We start from the raw sequence: 20,160 nt of genomic DNA on the forward strand, positions 1-20,160 counted from the left end.
TTCGTTCGTTAAATGAATGTTTAGCGAGAACAAAAAAGAAGCAATCATATCTGACTGCTTCTCAATGACTTAATTTACAAGTCGCACCATATACGTTTCGGGAACAAACCCCCGGACAGCATTGTAAATCCGCTTTGCACGTGACGCTTTATCTGTAATCGCGAAAACGGTCGGCCCAGTCCCCGACATTTGAACCGCTTCAGCCCCAAATTTAAGCATTTTTTCTTTTAATTTGATAATTTCCGGATACTTCGAGGCAGTCACCGGTTCAAGCACATTGAACATGTTATGAAAAGCCGTCTTAAAGTCACCAGCTTCAACTGCTGCCATTAAGCCGCCCATATCACCATGCACTAAACTATCATAATCAATCATTTTCAAAATTTTCGGAGTTGAAACACTTACAGCTGGTTTAGAGACCACTAGCCAAAGTGGCGGGAATTTTTGCGTTAGCGGATCAACCACTTCACCACGGCCGGTCACTCGAGCAGGGCGCGAGTAGACACAAAAAGGCACATCGGCATCAATCTTCAAACCGATTTCGGCCAACTGGGCTTCTGTTAAGCCCAGTTGCCAAATTTTATTGAGTCCTCTTAAGACAGCGGCCGCATCTGAAGAGCCCCCGCCCATTCCTGCCGCAACCGGAATATGCTTATCGATATGAATTTCCACACCGTCCGCAACGCCAGCCCGCTGTCGCATCAGTTCTGCTGCTTGATAGGCCAGGTTTTTCTCATTCAACGGCAACAAGCCACTTGTCGAATCGACGATGATATTCGTATGCGCCGTAGTCGTTCTGATTGTCACCGTATCGGCCAAATCAATTGCGACCATCAACATGTCCCACTCTTGTTCACCGTCTGCGTGGGCAAACGGGGTATCAAGGCTAATATTGAGCTTTGCGTAGGCACGTTCCAATATCTCCATGGTCATGGCATCCTTTCGAGTCTTTTGTTTCATTATAGCAACTTTATAAGGGTTTGCGAAATTCTACCGTACCGGTTGGTTTTCCCTTTTGTCGGACTGTTATCCTTGCTATACTGAAACTACTATCCAAAAGGACATTGATTTATGCGCTATTTATATATATTGGCTGGTCTGATTACCTTTGGTATCGGAACCGTCACAATTTGGGTGCCTGGGATACCAACCACCCCATTTTACTTACTAACCGCCTTCTTTTGGGGTCGTTCATCAGAGCGGCTACACAGCTGGCTGATTAACAATAAACACTATAAGACGTACATTCATGAAGGTATCTATCAACGCAAACTCTCGCAACGAGGGCGCATTGTGATTTACTTGGTGACCGCTGCGATGATGAGCATTCCGTTCTTTACATCCGGTAAACTATGGCTCCAAATCACCTTGGTTCTTGCCTCATTGTCACAGATTATTTCCATGGAAGGCTTCTACCGTGGTTGGTGGATGAACAACTGGTTCCTTGTGAAAGAGGACGACGAAGCTTAAAAAGCCGTGTCACTACGACACGGCTTTTTAAGTTAGCATTACATATCAAAACGACTCTTCAAACTGGTCACCACATCAGGTGTCAATCGCATACTATTTTGTTGGATAAACTGTTGTACATCCGCAAACGTGTCAAACCGCTGTCTAACTGGTTGTACCAAGTCAGCTTGCAACAATGCTTCCGCAAACTGGACATCAGCCATATTAATTGTTGTCATCCCCCAGGGTTGTGATAACAATAAATCTTCCCAAGCCCCCTTAATTAACGCCTCCGCCCGTTCATAACGGCGATCCTTATTAATAAATGATCGTAAATCAATTGGGTTCAAATCAGTTTCGGCCATCAGTCCACTCCTTTATCCAAACAACAGCTTCATCGCTTAGCCATTGTTGATTTGTTTCTAAAAATTCTGCTGACGTATCGCGCAATGCCGCTTCCGCAACCAAATCAGCATCAAGCAAAGCGGTTGCAAATTGCGCATCATCAAGTGCAATCGTCGTTGGTGAAATCGGATGACTGACAACAAACCGATTCCACTCATTCCATAATAGCGCCACTGCGCGTTCGTATTGTGGTGCTCGTAAAATGACGGCACGCAACATCAATGGATCTAACACACTAGTCCTCCCACTTTGTTAATCGCACGACCTGACCGAACGGTTCGGTTAATGATAAAGTTACGTCCTCGGGCAGTACCCAGACCAAACGGCGATACTTAGGCTGTGCCATCTCATGCTCGCCATCACCGTCCGTAAATATGACGACAACCGTACTTTCAGGACGATAACGATCTTGGTGTAGTTGTTCAAATATCGGTGCAAATGCAGTACCACCACCCGCACGGCGTTGACCATTGGCCAACCATTGTTTATCAATTGGTGTTGCAACTGTATCAAAGGCGTAAAAATGGACACTCGCCGCTAATTGCTTCTGCATTTGAGCAACTTCAGCCATAAAGCGCATCGCCGTATCGTCTGAGATTGATGCTGAATTGTCAATAAATACAACGACATTGGTTTGCGTGGCATCAATTTTTCCCGCTAGTTCCATCCGATATGGTTGGCGTCGATTAAAACGTGCACGACTATCTTGTTTATCGGCCGGCACATTACTAATGGCCTTCCGCAATAAGCCTCGCCAATTACGACGCGGTGCTAATAGTTGTTCAATTTGCCGTTCAACTTCGCCTGACATCGTCCCACGGCCAGCAACCAAGGCATCATGATTAGCATCTGCAACCACATTCCGCAAAGCAGCTTCTGCTTCTTCACCAGCCTCTGCCCCGGTTGACCAGCCCTTATGATCATCACCTGGCAACTGCGAACTTGCGCCTTCATTGTCGATTGTATCCATCAACGGATGCAACAAATTATAATAGGTGCTTGAATCTGCATATTCCGGCAGTTGCAAGTCAATCATATCTGTCACCTCTTGCAAGGTATGTGCCCCGGGGAACCCACCACGGATATATTGGTTAACCGCTAAGTCAGTTGCTAGACCAACCATTTTTGCTTCAGCTGCATTCTCATTCATTTTATCTGCGTATCGAATTGGGTGTTCCCACACCATGTGTAGCACCTGATGCGTGAGGGCTCCCTTTACTTCGGCAACCGTATGATAAACTTCTTCAAATAAAATCGGATTAATTCGCAATTCCCAAAACGGCGCCTGCCATGACAACCCCATCGTGCCCCCAACCGTTTCATCGTAGACCCGATTTAAGCGCAAAACGACTTCACCATAAAATCGGCTTTCGTCAAGCAATTTCATCGTGGCCTTCTGAACCAGTTCATCAATCTTCTGATAAGTCATAGGCCGCAACCTTCGTAATCAATTGATACAACGTCTTCGCTGATTCATCATCTGCGCCATAGAGCTTTTCTAAGACCTCGCCAGCAGCCAATTGCTTCACAATCGCATACTGACCATCCTTGGCCGTTGCCGTTAAAATTTGGGCAAATCGCCCTGCATTATCTGACTGGGCAACATCAATTGCAACCAAAGTTGACTTAAGCAAGGCCAATTTTTGAACTTCTGGCAAACCTCGGTACGTTTGCATCACCTTTTCGGGCACTACTGGCCCCCAAGGTTGACTCACAAAAACATCCATTGGCGTCAACGTTTCTTGATTGGTTTGCATGAATTGCACAAAACGTTGCGCTGCAACTTCACCCAAATCACCCGCGACCAAATCAAAAACCAAAGATCGTTGCGTCTCCTCAGGCAATACCAGCAACTCAAACAAATTATCCGAGACACGCTGCCAAGCACGAGGGGTTGGATTCAAATCGTCACCGCGCTCAGCTGGATACAATTGGGTCGCATCCTCTTGGAGATAACGCTGTATCAAATCATGAATATGTGGACGTTGCTTTTGTGTATCTTCTTCCGCAGCCCAAGCAAGCCAATCTGCTACATCAACCTTCATCACCAGTCGTACCGTGCGATCTTTGATAGCCGCATCACCAGCAACAACCCCATAATCTGCATTTTCAAATCCAGTCATCGTTTCATCAGGGTTCTCAGCAATCACTAACTTCACTTCCTCAGGCAATACCAACGAATTGATTTGCCGTTGCAAAACTAGATTCATTAATTCACTTTGCACTGCTTGTGACCCACGGTTAAATTCATCCAAGAACCATAAAATTGGGCGACCTGGGTGTGCTTGTGCGGTTTCAATAATTTCAATCAATGTGTGGGTGTAGCCATACTGCACATCGGCTAGCGAACCATACTTTTCTGTTTCGACATACGCCTCGCTTGTCAAAGGTGGCACAGGAATTGCCAAGTCACCTTTTTCTGACAATGACACAACCGTCGTAAACAAAGTTGCTCCCATTTGACGGGCCACCTCAGCAACTAAGGCTGACTTACCAATTCCTGCTTCACCGACAATATTTGGAACGTTACCACCCCGCAATACCACGGGTACCGCCGTTAATAACTCTTTAAATGATAATGCCATTTGTGCCACCTCAACCCTTTTAATCTTGCTTCTAGTTTACGCTGTTTAATCGGCTTTTGCTTATGAAAAGTTATTCTATCCGTCGTCGCGTTGCGACGAGGCATGGGTGTGGAGCCGTTCGCCTTATCTAACCGGCGGTCGGCCGAACTTGTGAGTTCCCCACCTGTCATCGCTACGCCAATCCCCCACACCCATGCCAACAGCCGAGATGTTCTCTATTTTGCACGCAACACTGGTCCTTTGATGCCATTAAAAATGCAGTCATTGCCTTGAACATGCTTTGACTTCATAAACAACATAGAACAACTCGGCTGCTACAACAGGCGTGGCTGGTATCCGGAGCGTTCAAAAATCGGCAACATGCCGCATGGCCGGCGCTATTCAGAAAAGCCCACACAGACCTTGAGGCTTTAGGGGGAATTATTTGCCCCGCTGAATGGCGTCCGCGCCATTCGGTTGCCGAGTTTTTGAACAAAGGCGTAGGATACCAGCCACACCTGTTGTTCGTGCGCTAGCACGACACCACCACACCACAACCAACAAAAAAACCAGCAAACGTCTAGCTGGCGTTTGCTGGTTACCATGGTGTTTCGGTTGTCTTTCAGTCTGCAATCGCTTAATCATTCACCAAGAACAAGGACACAGGTTCGTCCATCTGTTCGCTTCTTATCCAAGGAAGGCCTCGTCTTGATAAATAATTAGGTTTAGGCACTCACGTTTGCGCGTTTGGTGTGAGTGGCCGACATATCGATTGGCAATCAAAGCATCAATTCATAAATGAATTATACAGACCCCATCCATATTCGCCTATCAAAAAGGGAACTTATTGGAGATATTGTTTTGCAATTGCTTCGTATAGGCCAACCATATCCAAATAGGCCTGACGTTCAACGTACTCATCAGCCTTGTGTGCTGTCGCGTTACCCGGTCCGATTACTGCAAGTTCTAAGTTCGGATTGGCTTTGATAAACTGCGAAGCGTCTGTTCCCAAGGATACCGCAATAGCTGGTGCAGCCAATGGTTCGGGCAAGTAGTCTGGCACCAACCGTTGAATCAATTGAATCAGTTGACTATCTTTTGGTGTCACCACAGCATCGTCATAAGCGCTCACATGCAAGGCCAATTGCATAGTTTCATCAGTCGCATTTACATCCGCAACCAGCTGCTCTAATCGTGCAATCAATTCTTTTGGTGGTAACTCTGGAATGATTCGGGTTAACACCGTTAAGGTTGCCGAGTCAGGCACTGAATTCTGTTGTTGCCCACCTCGAATGACATCCGGTCCGTACAATGTCCGATCCAATACCGGACTAACCTCTGGCAAGGCGTCGTAGAATGCCTTCTCAGCTAAGTAATACGTTACCAGGTGGTCAATCGCATTCACGCCAAGCTTGGGCATTGAACTATGCGCAGCTTTTCCCGTCGCCGTTACTTCATACGCCAAAAAGCCCTTGTGCGCGTGAAAGATGAAGTGTTGTTCCGGTGCTGTTGCAGTTTCAATAGCTGCTTGCAAATCCGTCAAGGTCGCTTCATCAATTACCGCGCCACCACTTTGGAAATAGTCTGTAATATCTGGCAACGCAACCCCTGTTGGCTCGGCAATGACCATCGCATCGATATTATCCGCATAACCCCGCTCAGCTAACAAGCGTGCGCCAGCTTCAGTCTTTTCCTCATCAACCGTCACTAACAACCGTAAAGTGCCATGGAGTGGAACAGCTTGTTCATGCAGTTCAATCATTGCAATCACATATTCTGCCAAACCGCCCTTCATATCAGTTGTACCGCGACCATACAAACGGCCATCTTGTTCAACCAGCGTAAACGGATCTGTTGACCAGGTCGTTAAATCACCTTCGTGAACCGTATCTGCGTGCCCAGCAAATGCCAATACTGGGCCTTGACCATCCCCAATTTCGGCCACCAAATTGGCACGCTTCGTATTATCGTCTGTCACCAATTGTGCATCAATCCCATTCTTACGCAATAGATCCTGTAAATAGATTGCAACCGATGTTTCATTATCCGCAACTGTATTCAGCGCAATCAAATCACGCAAAATGGTTAACTTATCTTGTTCCCGCATACTTGTATCCCCACACACTTAGTTTTCTCATGTAATTCTAATATAAGTTGCGGTAATATGCAAAAAAAGCCTGGATTAACAACCCATTCAGGTCACTAAGCCAGACTTTTCGATCATCATTTTTTACTATGCCGTTGGCGATCAGCCAAATCAGCAGCAATCGTAGCTGCGTCACGCGGATGAACGCCAATGTTCATCACAATGGCAATCACGGTACCTAAGAACGTATCAAAGACACGTTCGATAGCATACATATAGCTGGCTCCTTCAGGAATCGTTAACGAAATCATCAAGAAGGCCGCTACAGAACCAATTAATCCCTTATTGTTATTCAAGCCATCATTAATTGAAATCAATAGCATCAATAATAGCGGTACCACGATAATTGTGACCCACTGCGATTCATGCAGTAAATCAAAAACGAAAAAATAGGTAATCGCAAAAATACCACCAATGGCGTTTCCGATTACACGCGACTTACCAAATTCTAACGTTGTTTCAAAGTCCTGTCGCAATGAAAATACGGCAGCCAATGAGGCAATCATCGGATTACCACGATGTAAAAACGCAAACAAAGCGATGATAACCATCACCGATAGTCCCGTTTTAAACGTCCGCATCCCCAATCGGAACATCCCTAATTTCATTGCAGACCCTCACTTTATTCATATTGCGTGGCGTGGCGATAGCCGATCATTATCATGACTGCTACCCCAATAAAGGCAATAAACACAACGCCTGCCCCACCATAGAACATAGTACCATATCCGCTTTGTTCTATGACAGCACCACCAATCAACGGTCCCACTGCGCGACCAACAGATGGGGCGGCAGCCGTCATCCCCTGATAACGCCCCTTCAACTCTATTGGCGATAACTCATTAACTAATGCTGGAATCATTGGGAAGGCCGTTGCTTCACCAATGGTTGTCACAACCATTGCAATCGCAAAGCCAGTAAACGTCTTTGCAAACGGCAAAATCATAAAGGCAAGGCCAAACATAATCAGCCCGGCATAAATTTGAATGAACATTGATTTACGGTTTGCCGATAGGTTCAGGGCATTCATTCCCAATTGAATAATTGCAATCAAAATACCGTTAATGGTCCACAGCATTGAATACTGCCAAACCGGCAGTTTCAGGATACTCGACATGTAAATTGACAGATTTCCCTGCCACTGCGAATAAGAAATCCACAGAACACCTAACCCAATAACCCCTGTGTAGATTAAGCGAACATTCCACTTAGGCAAGCGCAGGGTCTGTTTTTGCTCAGTTTGTTGGGTGCGTGCCACCTTAATTTTGAAGGTGAACTGTACAATTGCCATTAGTACTAAATACATGACGAGCGCCAACCAGAATAGCCAGGTAATACCAAAATTATAAATTGGCCCAACTGCAGCGGTCGCAAACACCATGCCAAAATTACTAATAAAGTACAACATATTGAAGACAAAACGGCCATCATGACTCCGTACATATGTCCCGTAAGAATTAATCGTTGCCGTATTCCAACCACCGAAGAAACCGGCTAACGTCAAAATAACGGCATAACTTGGCCAGCCATGGAAGAAGATGAAGAGCAAATTAATGACAATCATCATCAGCGTACCGAACTGCATCAATTTACGGGGTTCAAATCGGTCAAACAATCGGCCACTTACTAGTGAACCAACCGCCTGGCCAATCGCGTTAGCCATCATGACCCAACCGATAACAACCAAGGTCTGATACAGTTGGTCATGTAGATAAATTGAAGTTAAGGGCCAGATAAATCCATAAGCCACGTTATTAATAAAACTTGCCGTTAATAACCAGCGAAGTGACATGCCGGCTTGTTGTGTTTGCATGATAACTGTATCTCCTTTTTTCCAAAAATAAGAACGAGGTTACCAAGTTGGTAACCCCGTTAATAACCGATATTGTTTAACCGAATCCGCCCGGTTCTTCAGCGTGGAACTCAATGTTTGAGAACTTATTGTATGACTTAACAAACAATAAGCGTGCCGTTCCACGCGCACCAGAACGGTTCTTTTCCAAGATAACTTCAATTTCTCCCACGTCCTGTTGTTCTTCATCGCGCGGGTCATTGGGGTTATCTGAATCATCGTTGGCCTTCTCATAGTAGTCTTCACGGTACAAGAAAGCAACGATGTCGGCGTCCTGCTCAATTGATCCAGATTCACGGATATCTGACAACATTGGGCGCTTATCTTGACGCTGTTCCACACTACGTGACAACTGCGATAGCGCAATAATCGGCACATCCATCTCCATCGCCATCATCTTGATGGCACGTGAAATGGCTGACACTTCTTGCTGACGACCTTCACTACCCGTGCCTTCAATCAGCTGCAAGTAATCAATAATGACCAATCCCAGCTTACCTTCACGCTTATAAAGACGGCGTAACTTTGAACGGATTTCTGTTACCTTAATTCCAGCCGTATCATCGATATAGATTTTTGTATTCGCCAACGATCCCATCGCGACCGCCAACGCATTCCATTCTTCAGAATCAAGTTGACCAGTACGCATATGCTGTGAATTAATATTTCCTTCAGCCGCCAGCATACGGTTAACCAGTGACGTATCCGGCATTTCCAGCGAGAACACAACAACTGGTAAATCTGGATCAGCCACAGCCACCTTCTGGGCAATATTCAAGACGAACGCGGTCTTACCAACGGCAGGACGCGCAGCCACGATAATCATTTCGCCACCGTGAAAACCAGTTGTTAGATTATCCAAAGCCGGATAGCCTGACGCCAATCCCGTCACAGTTTCTGTCGTGCGTGAGTTTTGCTCAATTTGTTCAAATGACTTCTCAACCACGTCCGCGATATTCTTAAAATCGGCGCTCTTTTCGCCACCGTTAATCATATCCAACTTGGTTGATAACTCGGCAACCGCGTCATCGACCGAATCAGCGCCTTCATACGTTTGCGTCAAACTGCTTTGCAACGTATCGATCATATTGCGACGAATTGACTTCTCACGGACAATTCGGGCGTAGTACAATGCATTACCAGCAACCGGCACCGTCGAGGCCAGTTCCGCCAAATAGGCCATTCCACCAACGTTCTCGACTTGATTGTCTTTATTCAATTCATCGACAATTGTCAATATATCGATTGCACGTTGCGATTCATCAAGCTTCAAAATTGCCGCATAAATCAAACGATGGGCCGTGCGATAGAAATCAGACGGTTCCAAAATCGTCATCAAATCGGCAATTAAATCTTGCGGATCCGTCGACAATAAAATTGATCCCAAAACCGCCTGTTCAGCTGTGATATCTTGCGGCACGCTCAACGCGACAGTTTCTGTTTCATCTGCCATGGAATGACCTCCTTTTTTATCAGTACTAACTATTGTAACAGATATCGCCATATCTATCCGCGTTAACATCAAGAAAAAAGCACCAAGGCCGTTTAGCCCAGTGCTTTTACATGTTTCTTACAATTCGTCGGTGTGGATACGAATCTTGGCTTCAACCTCGTGGTGCAACTTCACCGTCACGTTACGGTAGCCCAAGGCACGAATTGGTTCCTTCATATCCATCTTACGCTTATCGATCTTCAAACCGAATTGGTCGTTCAAAGCTTCAACAACTTGCTTTGATGAGATGGCCCCAAACAAGCGACCGTCAGTTCCGGCCTTTGCCTTCAACTCAACCACCGTCTTATCATCTTCCAACTTCATCTTCAATGCTTCAGCAGCAGCCTTTTCTTCAGCCGCTTCACGATCAGCAGCCTTCTTTTGGCCACGCATCGCTGACACATTCGCATTTGTTGCTGGTTCAGCCTTCTTGTTTTTAATCAAAAAGTTGTTCGCGTAGCCATCAGGAACTTCTTTAACTTCGCCCTTCTTACCGCGACCCTTAACATCTTCTAAGAAAATAACCTTCATGATTATCGACCTCTACTTTATTAATTTTCTTCTGCTTCACTATCATCTGATGCTTCAAGTATCGACAATAGTTGGCTGTAAACATCGTTTGTTGCGACGTCTGCAACCTGGGTAGCTGCGTTACTTAAGTGACCGCCACCACCCATTGCTTCCATTACTAATTGTACATTAACTGACCCTGTTGAGCGCGCTGAAACGGCAACCATTTTATCATCGCGTCGCGTAATGACGTATGATGACTCAATACCAATCATCTGCAATAATGCATCAGCCGCTTGAGCTGCCACCACCGAATCATATTGTACATCATTCTCACCAACAACAATCGCCGCGGTGTCATGAATCTCTGCCCGTTCAATCAAGTGGGCCCGCTTGCGGTACGATGAAACAGTTTCCTTCATAAAGTCTTGTAACATCTTACCATCAGCCCCCACCGAACGTAGGTAACTAGCCGCGTCAAACGTACGCGTACCTGAACGAAGGGTAAAGGACTTTGTATCCACTTGAATACCCGCCAACATAGCTGTTGATTCAATCTTCGACAAGCCCTTTGCCCGACGAGGCTGGTACTCAAACAACTCTGTCACTAATTCTGACGTTGATGATGCATATGATTCTATGTAAACCAATTGTGGCTCTTCAGGGAATTCTTCGCCCCGTCGGTGGTGATCAATAATCACCACTCGCCCGGCCAAATGATTGTACACATCTCGCGATTCAGAAATCGATGGCTTCGAGTGGTCCACCATCACCAGCAAACTGCGCTCAGTCGCTTCAGTAATTACTTGGCTTGGTGTCATCATCGCCGTCTCATCTGCAGGGTCATGCTTTAACTCATGCAATAATAGCTGAATATCCGAGTGCTCATGCCCGGTTTCTTCGTACACAACCCAAGCTGGCTTGCCTAGCATCTGGGCCAAACGACGCACACCCAAAGCCGCCCCAAACGAGTCCATATCAGACCGTTTGTGACCCATGATAAAGATTTGATCTGCTTGCGTCATCAAATCCGCCAACGCCTGAGAAATCACACGCGCTCGAACACGCGTACGCTTCGCCATTGGATTAGTATTACCACCATAGAAGCGGGCATCCCCCGTTGGTGACTTGACCACAACCTGATCACCACCACGGCCTAATGCCAAGTCCAAATTAGCTTGGGCATTTTCGGCCAGCACACTAATCGCCTCTTCTTTATAGGCAATTCCAATACTCAACGTAATTGGTGCGTTTTGCATTGACGTCGCTTCACGGACTGTCGTCAGGACATTAAACTTATCTGACTCTGCAGCTCGTAGACCACTACGGTAACCAATCAACATATAACGATCAACCGCTAAACGACGTACATATATCGCATGGTCAGCCATCCAATCCGAAAGGGTCTTCGTTACGAATGTACGCAACGCTGACGCATCTGAATCGCTCATGCCTTCAGTCACTTCATCATAATTATCCAGCGACACAATTCCCACGAAGAGACGGTGCGCTTCATAATCTGATGATAATTGCACGGAAGCCGTCGCATCAAGCAAATAGACTGCCCGTAATTCAGGTTGAACTTGCACATCAAAAGTGCGGTCTAACCAAGTTAAGCGGGTTACCCGCTTATCTTCATCAGGCCAACGCTTAATTACATCGGCAAGCTTGGTTGAAACATCTGTTAGCGTGCGACCAACAATAATTTCTTCCCCAAGATAACTCTGCAGATATGGATTAACCCAATCAATCTCGGCTTGTTCATTAAACAAAATCACCCCAAGTGGCATTTGAATAATGGCTTCTTGTTCACCACGATTAACTCGGTATGACAAATTTTCAATATAATGCGCGGTATCTTCCCCAATAATTTGCAACGTTTTAAAGATGACGATTAAGGCAAAAACTACCAGCCCTAACCAGACTAATCCAATTAGCCAATTGACCATGAACCCTAAAATCGCGCCCATCAATGCCATCAATGAAACTAAGACGGCAACCCAAGCAAGGCGCCGATTTTGAAAGAATGCCGGCAAAGCATCCAACTTTTTCACGTGATTCACCTAACCTAACTCCGTTTAATTTAATACTTTCTTAAGTATACCATGAACGACCATATGACTTATACCGCTATTCAATGAGTTTTCTATGTTTAATTGATGGATAAGAAAAACGATTCGATGCTCGCCGTCATCGAATCGTTTTGCTAGTTAATCGATCAAGCCAGCCTCACGGGCACGCTCTTGATACATTTGAATTTCATTTTCCGCCGCCCAAACAAAGTGGTCAGGTGCGATTTCAACCATCGTACGGTCGCGACCATCCATCTCATCAGTTGGGTCATACACAATTGGCTCACGAGCCGTTTCAACTGATGGATCTGGTACTGGAATCGCACTCAACAACGAGCGCGTGTAATCGTGCAACGGTTGGTTATAAACCTCATCCGCTGGTCCGATTTCAACCATCTTTCCCCAGTGCATCACCCCAATACGGTCTGAGATGTACTTCACCATCGACAAGTCGTGGGCAATGAATAGGTATGTTAAACCCTTATCCTTTTGCAGTTGCTTCATCAAGTTAACAACTTGTGCCTGGATAGAAACGTCCAACGCCGAAATCGGTTCGTCAGCAATAATAAACTTAGGTTGCACTGCCAAAGCACGTGCGATACCGATACGTTGCCGTTGGCCACCTGAGAATTCGTGTGGGTATCGGTTTGAGTGGTCACGGTTCAAGCCAACGATTTCAAGCAAGTCTTCAACTCGTTGTGAGCGTTCCGCATCCGACTTAGCCAAATGATTCACATCAATTCCTTCAGCAACAATATCCTTAACCTTCATACGGAGATTCAATGATGCTTGTGGATCTTGGAAAATCATTTGCACGTTTTGCCGGAAGTTTGACAAGTCACTCTTCTTTTTCAACTTCGCAATATCTTGCCCGTCGAACAATACCTCACCGGCAGATGGATCATACAACTTCATAATCGTACGTCCAATTGTCGTCTTACCTGAACCTGACTCACCGACCAAGCCAAACGTTTCACCTTCATAAATATCAAAAGTGGCATTTTGAACGGCTTTCGTCTCATTACTACGGCCCTTGTTAAAAGTGATATCAAGTCCTTTGATTTCAACTAACTTCTTCTTTGCTTCAGCCATTAGTTGTTGTCCTCCGTTCCAAGAACTGCCGTTGCGTCGACGGCGACTGCCTGCTTACGGTCAGCCTCTGGGTGTGCCGCTTGATAACGGGCCCAACGCTTTTGTACTTCCAATGGTGGCACAACTTCTGGTGCTCGTTCATCCAACAACCACGTTGCCGCAAAGTGTGTTGGTGACAATTGGAAGAATGGTGGCTTCTGCTCTTCATCGATTGCCAAAGCATACTTGTTACGTGCCGCAAACGGATCACCAACAGGTGGCTCCAACAAATCTGGTGGCGTACCAGGAATGGCTTCCAATTCACCACGTTCCGTCTCTGTCGTTGGCATTGAATTTAGCAAGCCCCATGTATATGGGTGTTGTGGGAAGTTAAACACTTCATCCACTGTACCAATTTCAATAATCTGACCCGCATACATAACTGCAACACGGTCAGCCATTCCAGCCACAACACCCAAATCGTGGGTGATGAAGATGATCGAAGAATTGATTTCCTTTTGAACCTTCTTCATCAAGTCCAAGATTTGCGCTTGAATTGTCACGTCCAACGCGGTTGTTGGTTCGTCGGCAATCAACACTTCTGGTCGGTTAATCATCGCAATCGCAATCACGATACGTTGACGCATACCACCTGAGAATTGGTGTGGATAATCATTGATGTGCGCTTCGGCATTTGGAATACCAACTAGCTTCATCATTTCCAACGCCTTGCCCCAAGCTTCCTTCTTGCTCATCTTCTTGTGCTTGATGAGCGGCTCAGCAATTTGTTGACCAATCTTCATCGTTGGATCCAATGATGTCATTGGGTCTTGGAAGATCATCGCAATTTCAGCTCCACGCAACTTTTGCATTTGGTCTTCTGACTTACCGATAATTTCATCGCCACGGAACTTAATTGAACCGTGTTCCACTTCCGCATTCTTGGCTAGCAAGCCCATTAGTGAACGTGTCGTGACAGACTTACCTGACCCAGACTCACCAACGATAGCCAATGTCTCACCCTTGTACAAATCAAAAGAAATGTCGCGGATGGCTTGCACCTTACCGTTGTAAGTCCTGAAATTAATTTTTAGGTCTTCAACCTCAAGAATTTTTTCTGCCATTTGCTAACTCTCTTTCATTAATCCTTTGTACGAGGATCAAAGGCATCACGTAATCCATCACCCAACAAGTTAAAGGCAATCATAATAACCGCCAAAATTACCGCTGGAATAATCAATTGATATGGATAGAATTGTAGCGCCTTTTGACCATCGTTAAGCAACGTTCCCAAAGATGCCATTGGCACTGGAATTCCCAACCCAATAAATGACAAGAGGGCCTCGAAGAAGATTGCTGATGGAATCGTGAACATCAATTGCACGATAATGGTTGAACTCAAATTTGGCACCAAGTGACGCAAACCGATACGCCATGCTGACGATCCCAGGGTGCGGGCAGCCAAGATGTAATCTTGCTCTTTAATCGTCAACACCTGCGCTCGAATCAAACGCGCCATCGATGTCCAAGATGTCATGGCAATTCCCAAAGCAATTGAGAACATACCTGGCTTCAAAATCAAAATCAACAAGACGAACACAACCAGGTTCGGAATTGATGAGATGATTTCGATGATTCGTTGCATCACAACGTCGGTCTTACCACCACGCCAGCCGGAAATGATTCCGTATGTCACACCGAAGACCAAGTCCATTGCAGCCGCAATCAACGCCACTTGCAATGAGATACGCGTACCGTACAACACACGCTTGAAGATATCACGACCAAATTGGTCAGTTCCAAACCAGAAGTTCTTCTTCTTTGAAACACCCGCTGAGTCATATGAATCAATCTTCACACCATCTAACTTTGCGTGTCCCGTAAATCCTGGAATATCACCCAAAACACCTGGCAAACGTGGTGGTAGGTTTTGCAATGTCACATCTTGGTGTGATGTAGCTTTTGAATTTGCAATTGGTGTTGAACCAAAAGCAACGACGAACACAGCAACCAGTACCCACAATGAGATAAAGGCACCCTTGTTCTTCTTTAGTCGACGCCAAGCGTCTTTTGCGAAGCTCAATGAAGGCTTCATAATTTTTTCGTTATCAACATGACGATCAGCTGGGAGCAGCTTAAAATCATCTGCCGTCAAATTTACTTGTTCAGCCATGCGCTTCTCCTTACTTAGCCAAACGGATACGTGGATCAATCAATCCATACAAGATATCCGTAATCAACAACACAACCATCAACATCATGGCGTAGACGATTGTTGTTCCCATGATGATTTGATAATCGTTCGTCAAGATTGAACTAACAAATTGACTACCAATTCCAGGGATTGAAAAGATTTGCTCGATAACGATTGAACCCGTCATCAAGTTAACTGCCATCGGACCAATCAACGTTACCAACGGAATCAATGAATTACGCATTGCGTGCTTCCAAATAATTTCACGTTTTGACAATCCCTTGGCACGTGCCAATTCAATGTAATCAGATCCCAAGACATCGACCATTTCAGTTCGAATGAATCGCGCTGACACAGCCAATGGGCTCATCCCCAAAGCAATTGTTGGCAAAATAGTTGATGCAAAGCCCTTCCAACCGGCGATTGGCAACCAACCCAACTTCAAGCCAATCCAGTATTGGAGCAATGCAGCGAAAACGAATGATGGAATTGAAATTCCCAAGACGGCCAAGATTGACAACGCCGTATCCGTCTTTGTGTTACGACGTACCGCCGCAGCTGAACCCAAACCGATTCCGGCAATCACACCGAAAATCAAAGCTTGGATACCCAATTGTGCTGAAGGTCCCATACGTTGTGCAATCAACGTTGAAACTTCTTGGTTAGCAAATTGGAATGAGACCCCAAAGTCGAAGTGCAAGGCATCCCACAAGTATGTGACGTATTGAATGAAGATTGGCTTATCCAAGCCGTATTGTGCTTCAATCAACTTTCGTTGCGCTTCAGACAAGCGCTCGGCGTTAGCCAATGGTGATCCTGGCATCAACTTCATCAAGAAAAATGTCGCTGAGATAACCAGCACCAGCGTCAGCAAGATGATTGCTAGACGCTTTAGAATATATTTGATCATAGCGATGACCTTCCCCTACTATTTTGCTTTCTACTTCTAATATGAAAGAATCGTGTTGCTTATGAGATATAAGCGTTTGGTTTCTTACAAAACTTGTATCTTTTATTAGACTTTTATCATTTTAACAGAGATATCTACAATGTAAAAGGCTTTGTTAGCTAATATCACATGAGACTCTCATTTTCTTAATAATTTTGAAGTTGTTTGCGTTTACATACGTTCGATATCATAAAAACATTCATTCTTTGTTTTGAACGGGCACAGTGGTGTCGTGCTATCGCACGAGGCATGGGTGTGGGGGATTTGCTCCGGCAAAGATGACAGCTGGGAAACTCCGCCGGCGCGAGCACCGGCTAGCACCCAAATAATTGTGCTAAGGGTCTGGGTCCGTTCGCCTTATCTAACCGGCGGTCGGCCGAACTTGTGAGTTCCCCACCTGTCATCGCTACGCCAATCCCCCACACCCATGCCAGCAGCCGAGATATTCTCAATTCGTTTGATAGACATCGTTAAGTTGGCTGTTGCATGTTGTCCTACCGTTATATTTAGTAGCACGTTGACAAACTTCACCATCAGAGAACATCTTGGCTGCTGCAACAGGCGGGGCTGGTATCCGGAGCGTTCAAAAATCGGCAACATGCCGCATGGCCGGCGCTATTCAGAAAAGCCCACACAGGCCTTGAGGCTTTAGGGGGAATTATTTGCCACGCTGAATGGCGTCCGCGCCATTCGGTTGCCGAGTTTTTGAACAATGGCGTAGGATACCAGCCCCGCCTGTTGCTCGTGCGATAGCACCAAACACTAAAAGAAATCACATCGCAGCAAATGCTCCGATGTGATTTCTAAAAGATTTAGTTCTTGTATGCCCACTTCCAGTCGTATGGTGCACCAGCTGGGTTTGTGACAACACCCTTAACTGATGTACGGAACAACGTTGCATATGAACGGTAGTACAATGGCGCCACACCGACTTCCTTGTCGATGATTTGCTCTGCTTGCTTGTAATCGTCATAACGCTTCTTTTCGTCGTTCACGTCAGTCGTCTTAGCAGCTGACATCAACTTGTTGTATTCAGCGTTATCCCATGAACCGTTGTTGAATGAAGAATCCTTCGTGTACAAGTCCAAGAACGTTGATGGATCACCGTAATCGGCACCCCAAGCAGTGATTACCAAATCAAACTTCTTGTCTTGTGACAAAGCCAAACGTTGCTTAAATGGTACGACCTTAACGTCGATATCCAAGCCGTCCAACTTTTCCATTTGTGATTGCAAGAATTGGGCTGAACGCTTAGCTGCATCAGTGTCATCTGTGACCATTTGCAACTTCAACTTCTTCTCGCCGACTTCCTTCATACCTTCCTTGAACAACTTCTTGGCCTTAGTCTTGTCGTAAGCAATGGCACCCTTTACTTCAGCTGCCTTAGCAAAGTCCTTACCAGTATTAGGATCTTGCGCCAACTTAGTTGAAGTAAACGTTGTCGCAGGTGTAGCCGTTCCCGTCAAAATCTTATCTGACAACGTCTTACGGTCAATTGCGTATGACAAAGCTTGACGAATCTTTGTGTTGGCCAATGCCTTCACCTTCTTCTCGTTAAACTCCATGTAGAACGTTGACGCTTGTGGGATAACCTTATAAGCCTTGTTCTTCTTTGAAGCCTTCACTTGGTCAGGTGACAAGTTCGTAAAGTCGACCTTGCCTGACTTGTACAAGTTGTAACCTGTGTTTTGATCCTTGATTGTTTCCACAACAACCTTAGGCGTCTTCACAACCTTGGCATCATAGTACTTGTCGTTCTTAACCAATGAGTACTTGTTGTTTGACCCAGTCCAGCCCTTCAAGATGAATGGACCTGAAGACAACGTGTACTTTGCAGCTGTACCGTACTTCTTACCTGACTTCTCCACAAACTTTTGGTTTTGTGGGTAGAAAGGTGCCATCGTCAAAACTGATTCAAGTTGTGGCATTGGCTTTTCCAACGTTACTTCCAACGTTGTATCGTCAACGGCGTTAACCCCCAACGTTGACAAGTCCTTTTCTTCACCAGATTGAATGGCATCTGCATTCTTAATTCCTGAGAACAAGTAGGCATATTGTGATGCCGTCTTAGGGTCATTCGTACGTTGCCAACCATAAACAAAATCGTGCGCTGTCAAAGCGTCACCGTTTGACCACTTCAAACCAGAACGCAACTTGAACGTGTATGACAACCCATCATCAGACTTCTCAACTGATTCAGCCAAAGCAAGCGCAGGCTTGTTTGACTTGTCGTTACGGTACAAACCGTCACCAGTTGCTTGCAATGCGTCAAAATCAACCGCAGCTGTAGACTTTGATGGATCCATCGTGCCCAAATCAGCCCCTTCAGTCCAGTTGATTGTCTTGTACTTAGCTGCGTCAGCCGTGATTGGTGCCAACGTTGAGCCCAAAATCAACGCTGTCGACAACAATGCTGATGTCTTCAATACCTTATTCATAAAAAACTCCCCATTTCGAAAATAGTAAATAATGCCTTTCAATGTTTAGTATCATAGCCTGGACAAAAATGAGAAGCAACGCCATTTTTTAATACAAACTGTGAACTAAATTTGAACACGATCCATTAAAACGTTTAAACCATGCGTTTTTACTACGTTTCTTAAAATGAGAATTTCACTCATTTACAGGCAAAAAATCCAGGAAACCATCCGTATTTTTCTTGCTGTTAACCGGTTCTGCTTTGAGTCTCACAAATAATCTAAAACCGTTCGGCTGCCGACATGAGTGTGATAGCACGACACACACCAACACAACAAAAAACCACCAGCACAAAAGTACTGGTGGTTTAGTCAGTTTAAATTAAGCTGCCATTCGACGGTCCAAAATACGACCAATCTTTGAAATCACGTAATTCAACGCGAAGTACAATACAGCCAACGCAAAGAACATCGCCACAATGGCATTTGGCTCTTGCGCATAAATGATTTGTGCACGGTATGTCACTTCTGGCAACATGATAATCGTTGCCAAAGACGTATCCTTAATCAATGACACAAATTGTGACACGATTGGTGGAATCATCTTCTTGTAAGCCTGTGGCAAAATAATGTGCCACAAGGCTTGCTTGAAGCTCAATCCGTTCGACAATGCACCTTCTAATTGTCCCTTTGGTACGGCGACAATTCCTGATCGAATAACTTCTGCCAACATCGCTGACTCAAAAATTGTCAAAGCGAAAATCGTTGACGTCATAACGCCCAAGTGAATGCCAATCTTTGGCAAGGCAAAGTACGTAAAGAAGATAATCAACAACAGTGGTAGGTTACGAATCACGTCAATGATAAAACCAACAATGCGTGATAGGTACGGAATCTTGACGTAACGGATAACACCAAGCAATGACCCAATAATAAAACTCAAAATGACTGAGACAACCGCTACTTCGATAGTGACCCATAGTCCCATCAACAAGAAGCGGATGTTAATCCATGAGAACGCTGATAAGAATTCTGCCAT

Annotated in this window: 18 protein-coding genes; 1 reads left to right on the forward strand and 17 read right to left on the reverse strand. The window is 45.4% G+C overall.

The genetic code is table 11. The annotated features are described in order from the left end of the window. Positions 1-69: 69 nt before the first annotated feature. The gene (gene ispE, locus ESE_RS0103805) at positions 70-927 is read right to left on the reverse strand and encodes a 4-(cytidine 5'-diphospho)-2-C-methyl-D-erythritol kinase (protein WP_010371487.1); all 858 of its coding nucleotides are present in this window, start codon (positions 925-927) and stop codon (positions 70-72) included. 144 nt (positions 928-1,071) lie between these two features. Between ispE and ESE_RS0103810 the strand changes: the two genes are divergently transcribed. Continuing rightward, positions 1,072-1,470: a YbaN family protein gene (locus ESE_RS0103810; protein WP_010371490.1), complete on the forward strand. Its 399-nt coding sequence runs from the start codon at positions 1,072-1,074 to the stop codon at positions 1,468-1,470. A 38-nt stretch (positions 1,471-1,508) separates the two neighbouring features. Here the strand turns inward: ESE_RS0103810 and ESE_RS0103815 are convergent, their stop codons facing one another. From ESE_RS0103815 to ESE_RS0103895, 16 genes are all read right to left on the reverse strand, one after another. Beyond that, positions 1,509-1,814 (reverse strand): hypothetical protein, encoded by a 306-nt coding sequence (locus ESE_RS0103815; RefSeq protein ID WP_010371493.1) that lies wholly within the window; start codon positions 1,812-1,814, stop codon positions 1,509-1,511. Beyond that, positions 1,801-2,088 carry a hypothetical protein gene (locus tag ESE_RS0103820; protein WP_010371496.1) on the reverse strand — a complete coding sequence of 96 codons (288 nt, stop codon included), beginning with the start codon at positions 2,086-2,088 and terminating at the stop codon, positions 1,801-1,803. Before ESE_RS0103820 ends, ESE_RS0103815 begins: the two co-directional genes overlap by 14 nt. A 1-nt stretch (position 2,089) precedes the next feature. Beyond that, positions 2,090-3,283: a VWA-like domain-containing protein gene (locus ESE_RS0103825; protein ID WP_010371499.1), complete on the reverse strand. Its 1,194-nt coding sequence runs from the start codon at positions 3,281-3,283 to the stop codon at positions 2,090-2,092. Continuing rightward, positions 3,264-4,439 carry an ATP-binding protein gene (locus tag ESE_RS0103830; protein ID WP_010371501.1) on the reverse strand — a complete coding sequence of 392 codons (1,176 nt, stop codon included), beginning with the start codon at positions 4,437-4,439 and terminating at the stop codon, positions 3,264-3,266. The genes ESE_RS0103825 and ESE_RS0103830 overlap by 20 nt, the downstream gene beginning before the upstream one ends. Positions 4,440-5,262: 823 nt before the next feature. Next, positions 5,263-6,525: a M20/M25/M40 family metallo-hydrolase gene (locus ESE_RS0103835; RefSeq protein WP_010371505.1), complete on the reverse strand. Its 1,263-nt coding sequence runs from the start codon at positions 6,523-6,525 to the stop codon at positions 5,263-5,265. Positions 6,526-6,641: 116 nt separating this feature from the next. Further along, the gene (locus ESE_RS0103840) at positions 6,642-7,172 is read right to left on the reverse strand and encodes an FUSC family protein (protein ID WP_010371508.1); all 531 of its coding nucleotides are present in this window, start codon (positions 7,170-7,172) and stop codon (positions 6,642-6,644) included. 14 nt (positions 7,173-7,186) lie between these two features. Beyond that, positions 7,187-8,377: an MDR family MFS transporter gene (locus ESE_RS0103845; protein WP_010371511.1), complete on the reverse strand. Its 1,191-nt coding sequence runs from the start codon at positions 8,375-8,377 to the stop codon at positions 7,187-7,189. A gap of 76 nt (positions 8,378-8,453) precedes the next feature. After that, a complete protein-coding gene (gene dnaB, locus ESE_RS0103850) occupies positions 8,454-9,869 on the reverse strand; it encodes a replicative DNA helicase (protein WP_010371515.1) in 1,416 nt (471 codons plus the stop codon). Between the two features lie 117 nt (positions 9,870-9,986). Beyond that, positions 9,987-10,439, reverse strand: coding sequence for a 50S ribosomal protein L9 (gene rplI / locus ESE_RS0103860; protein WP_010371519.1), 453 nt, complete (start codon positions 10,437-10,439; stop codon positions 9,987-9,989). Positions 10,440-10,459: 20 nt separating this feature from the next. Further along, positions 10,460-12,472, reverse strand: coding sequence for a DHH family phosphoesterase (locus ESE_RS0103865; RefSeq protein WP_029237449.1), 2,013 nt, complete (start codon positions 12,470-12,472; stop codon positions 10,460-10,462). 156 nt (positions 12,473-12,628) lie between these two features. Next, positions 12,629-13,582, reverse strand: a complete 954-nt coding sequence (locus tag ESE_RS0103870; RefSeq protein WP_010371525.1) for an ABC transporter ATP-binding protein — start codon at positions 13,580-13,582, stop codon at positions 12,629-12,631. Then, positions 13,582-14,685, reverse strand: a complete 1,104-nt coding sequence (locus ESE_RS0103875; RefSeq protein WP_010371527.1) for an ABC transporter ATP-binding protein — start codon at positions 14,683-14,685, stop codon at positions 13,582-13,584. The genes ESE_RS0103870 and ESE_RS0103875 overlap by 1 nt, the downstream gene beginning before the upstream one ends. A 17-nt stretch (positions 14,686-14,702) precedes the next feature. Further along, a complete protein-coding gene (locus ESE_RS0103880; protein WP_010371530.1) occupies positions 14,703-15,734 on the reverse strand; it encodes an ABC transporter permease in 1,032 nt (343 codons plus the stop codon). Positions 15,735-15,744: 10 nt separating this feature from the next. Beyond that, a complete protein-coding gene (locus ESE_RS0103885; protein WP_010371533.1) occupies positions 15,745-16,665 on the reverse strand; it encodes an ABC transporter permease in 921 nt (306 codons plus the stop codon). A gap of 851 nt (positions 16,666-17,516) precedes the next feature. Further along, positions 17,517-19,142, reverse strand: a complete 1,626-nt coding sequence (locus tag ESE_RS0103890; protein WP_010371537.1) for a peptide ABC transporter substrate-binding protein — start codon at positions 19,140-19,142, stop codon at positions 17,517-17,519. A 361-nt stretch (positions 19,143-19,503) separates the two neighbouring features. Beyond that, on the reverse strand, positions 19,504-20,160 hold the full coding sequence (locus ESE_RS0103895) for an amino acid ABC transporter permease (RefSeq protein WP_010371540.1): 657 nt from the start codon (positions 20,158-20,160) through the stop codon (positions 19,504-19,506).

The sequence above is a fragment of the Weissella cibaria KACC 11862 genome (assembly GCF_000193635.1).
GTDB lineage: Bacteria > Bacillota > Bacilli > Lactobacillales > Lactobacillaceae > Weissella > Weissella cibaria.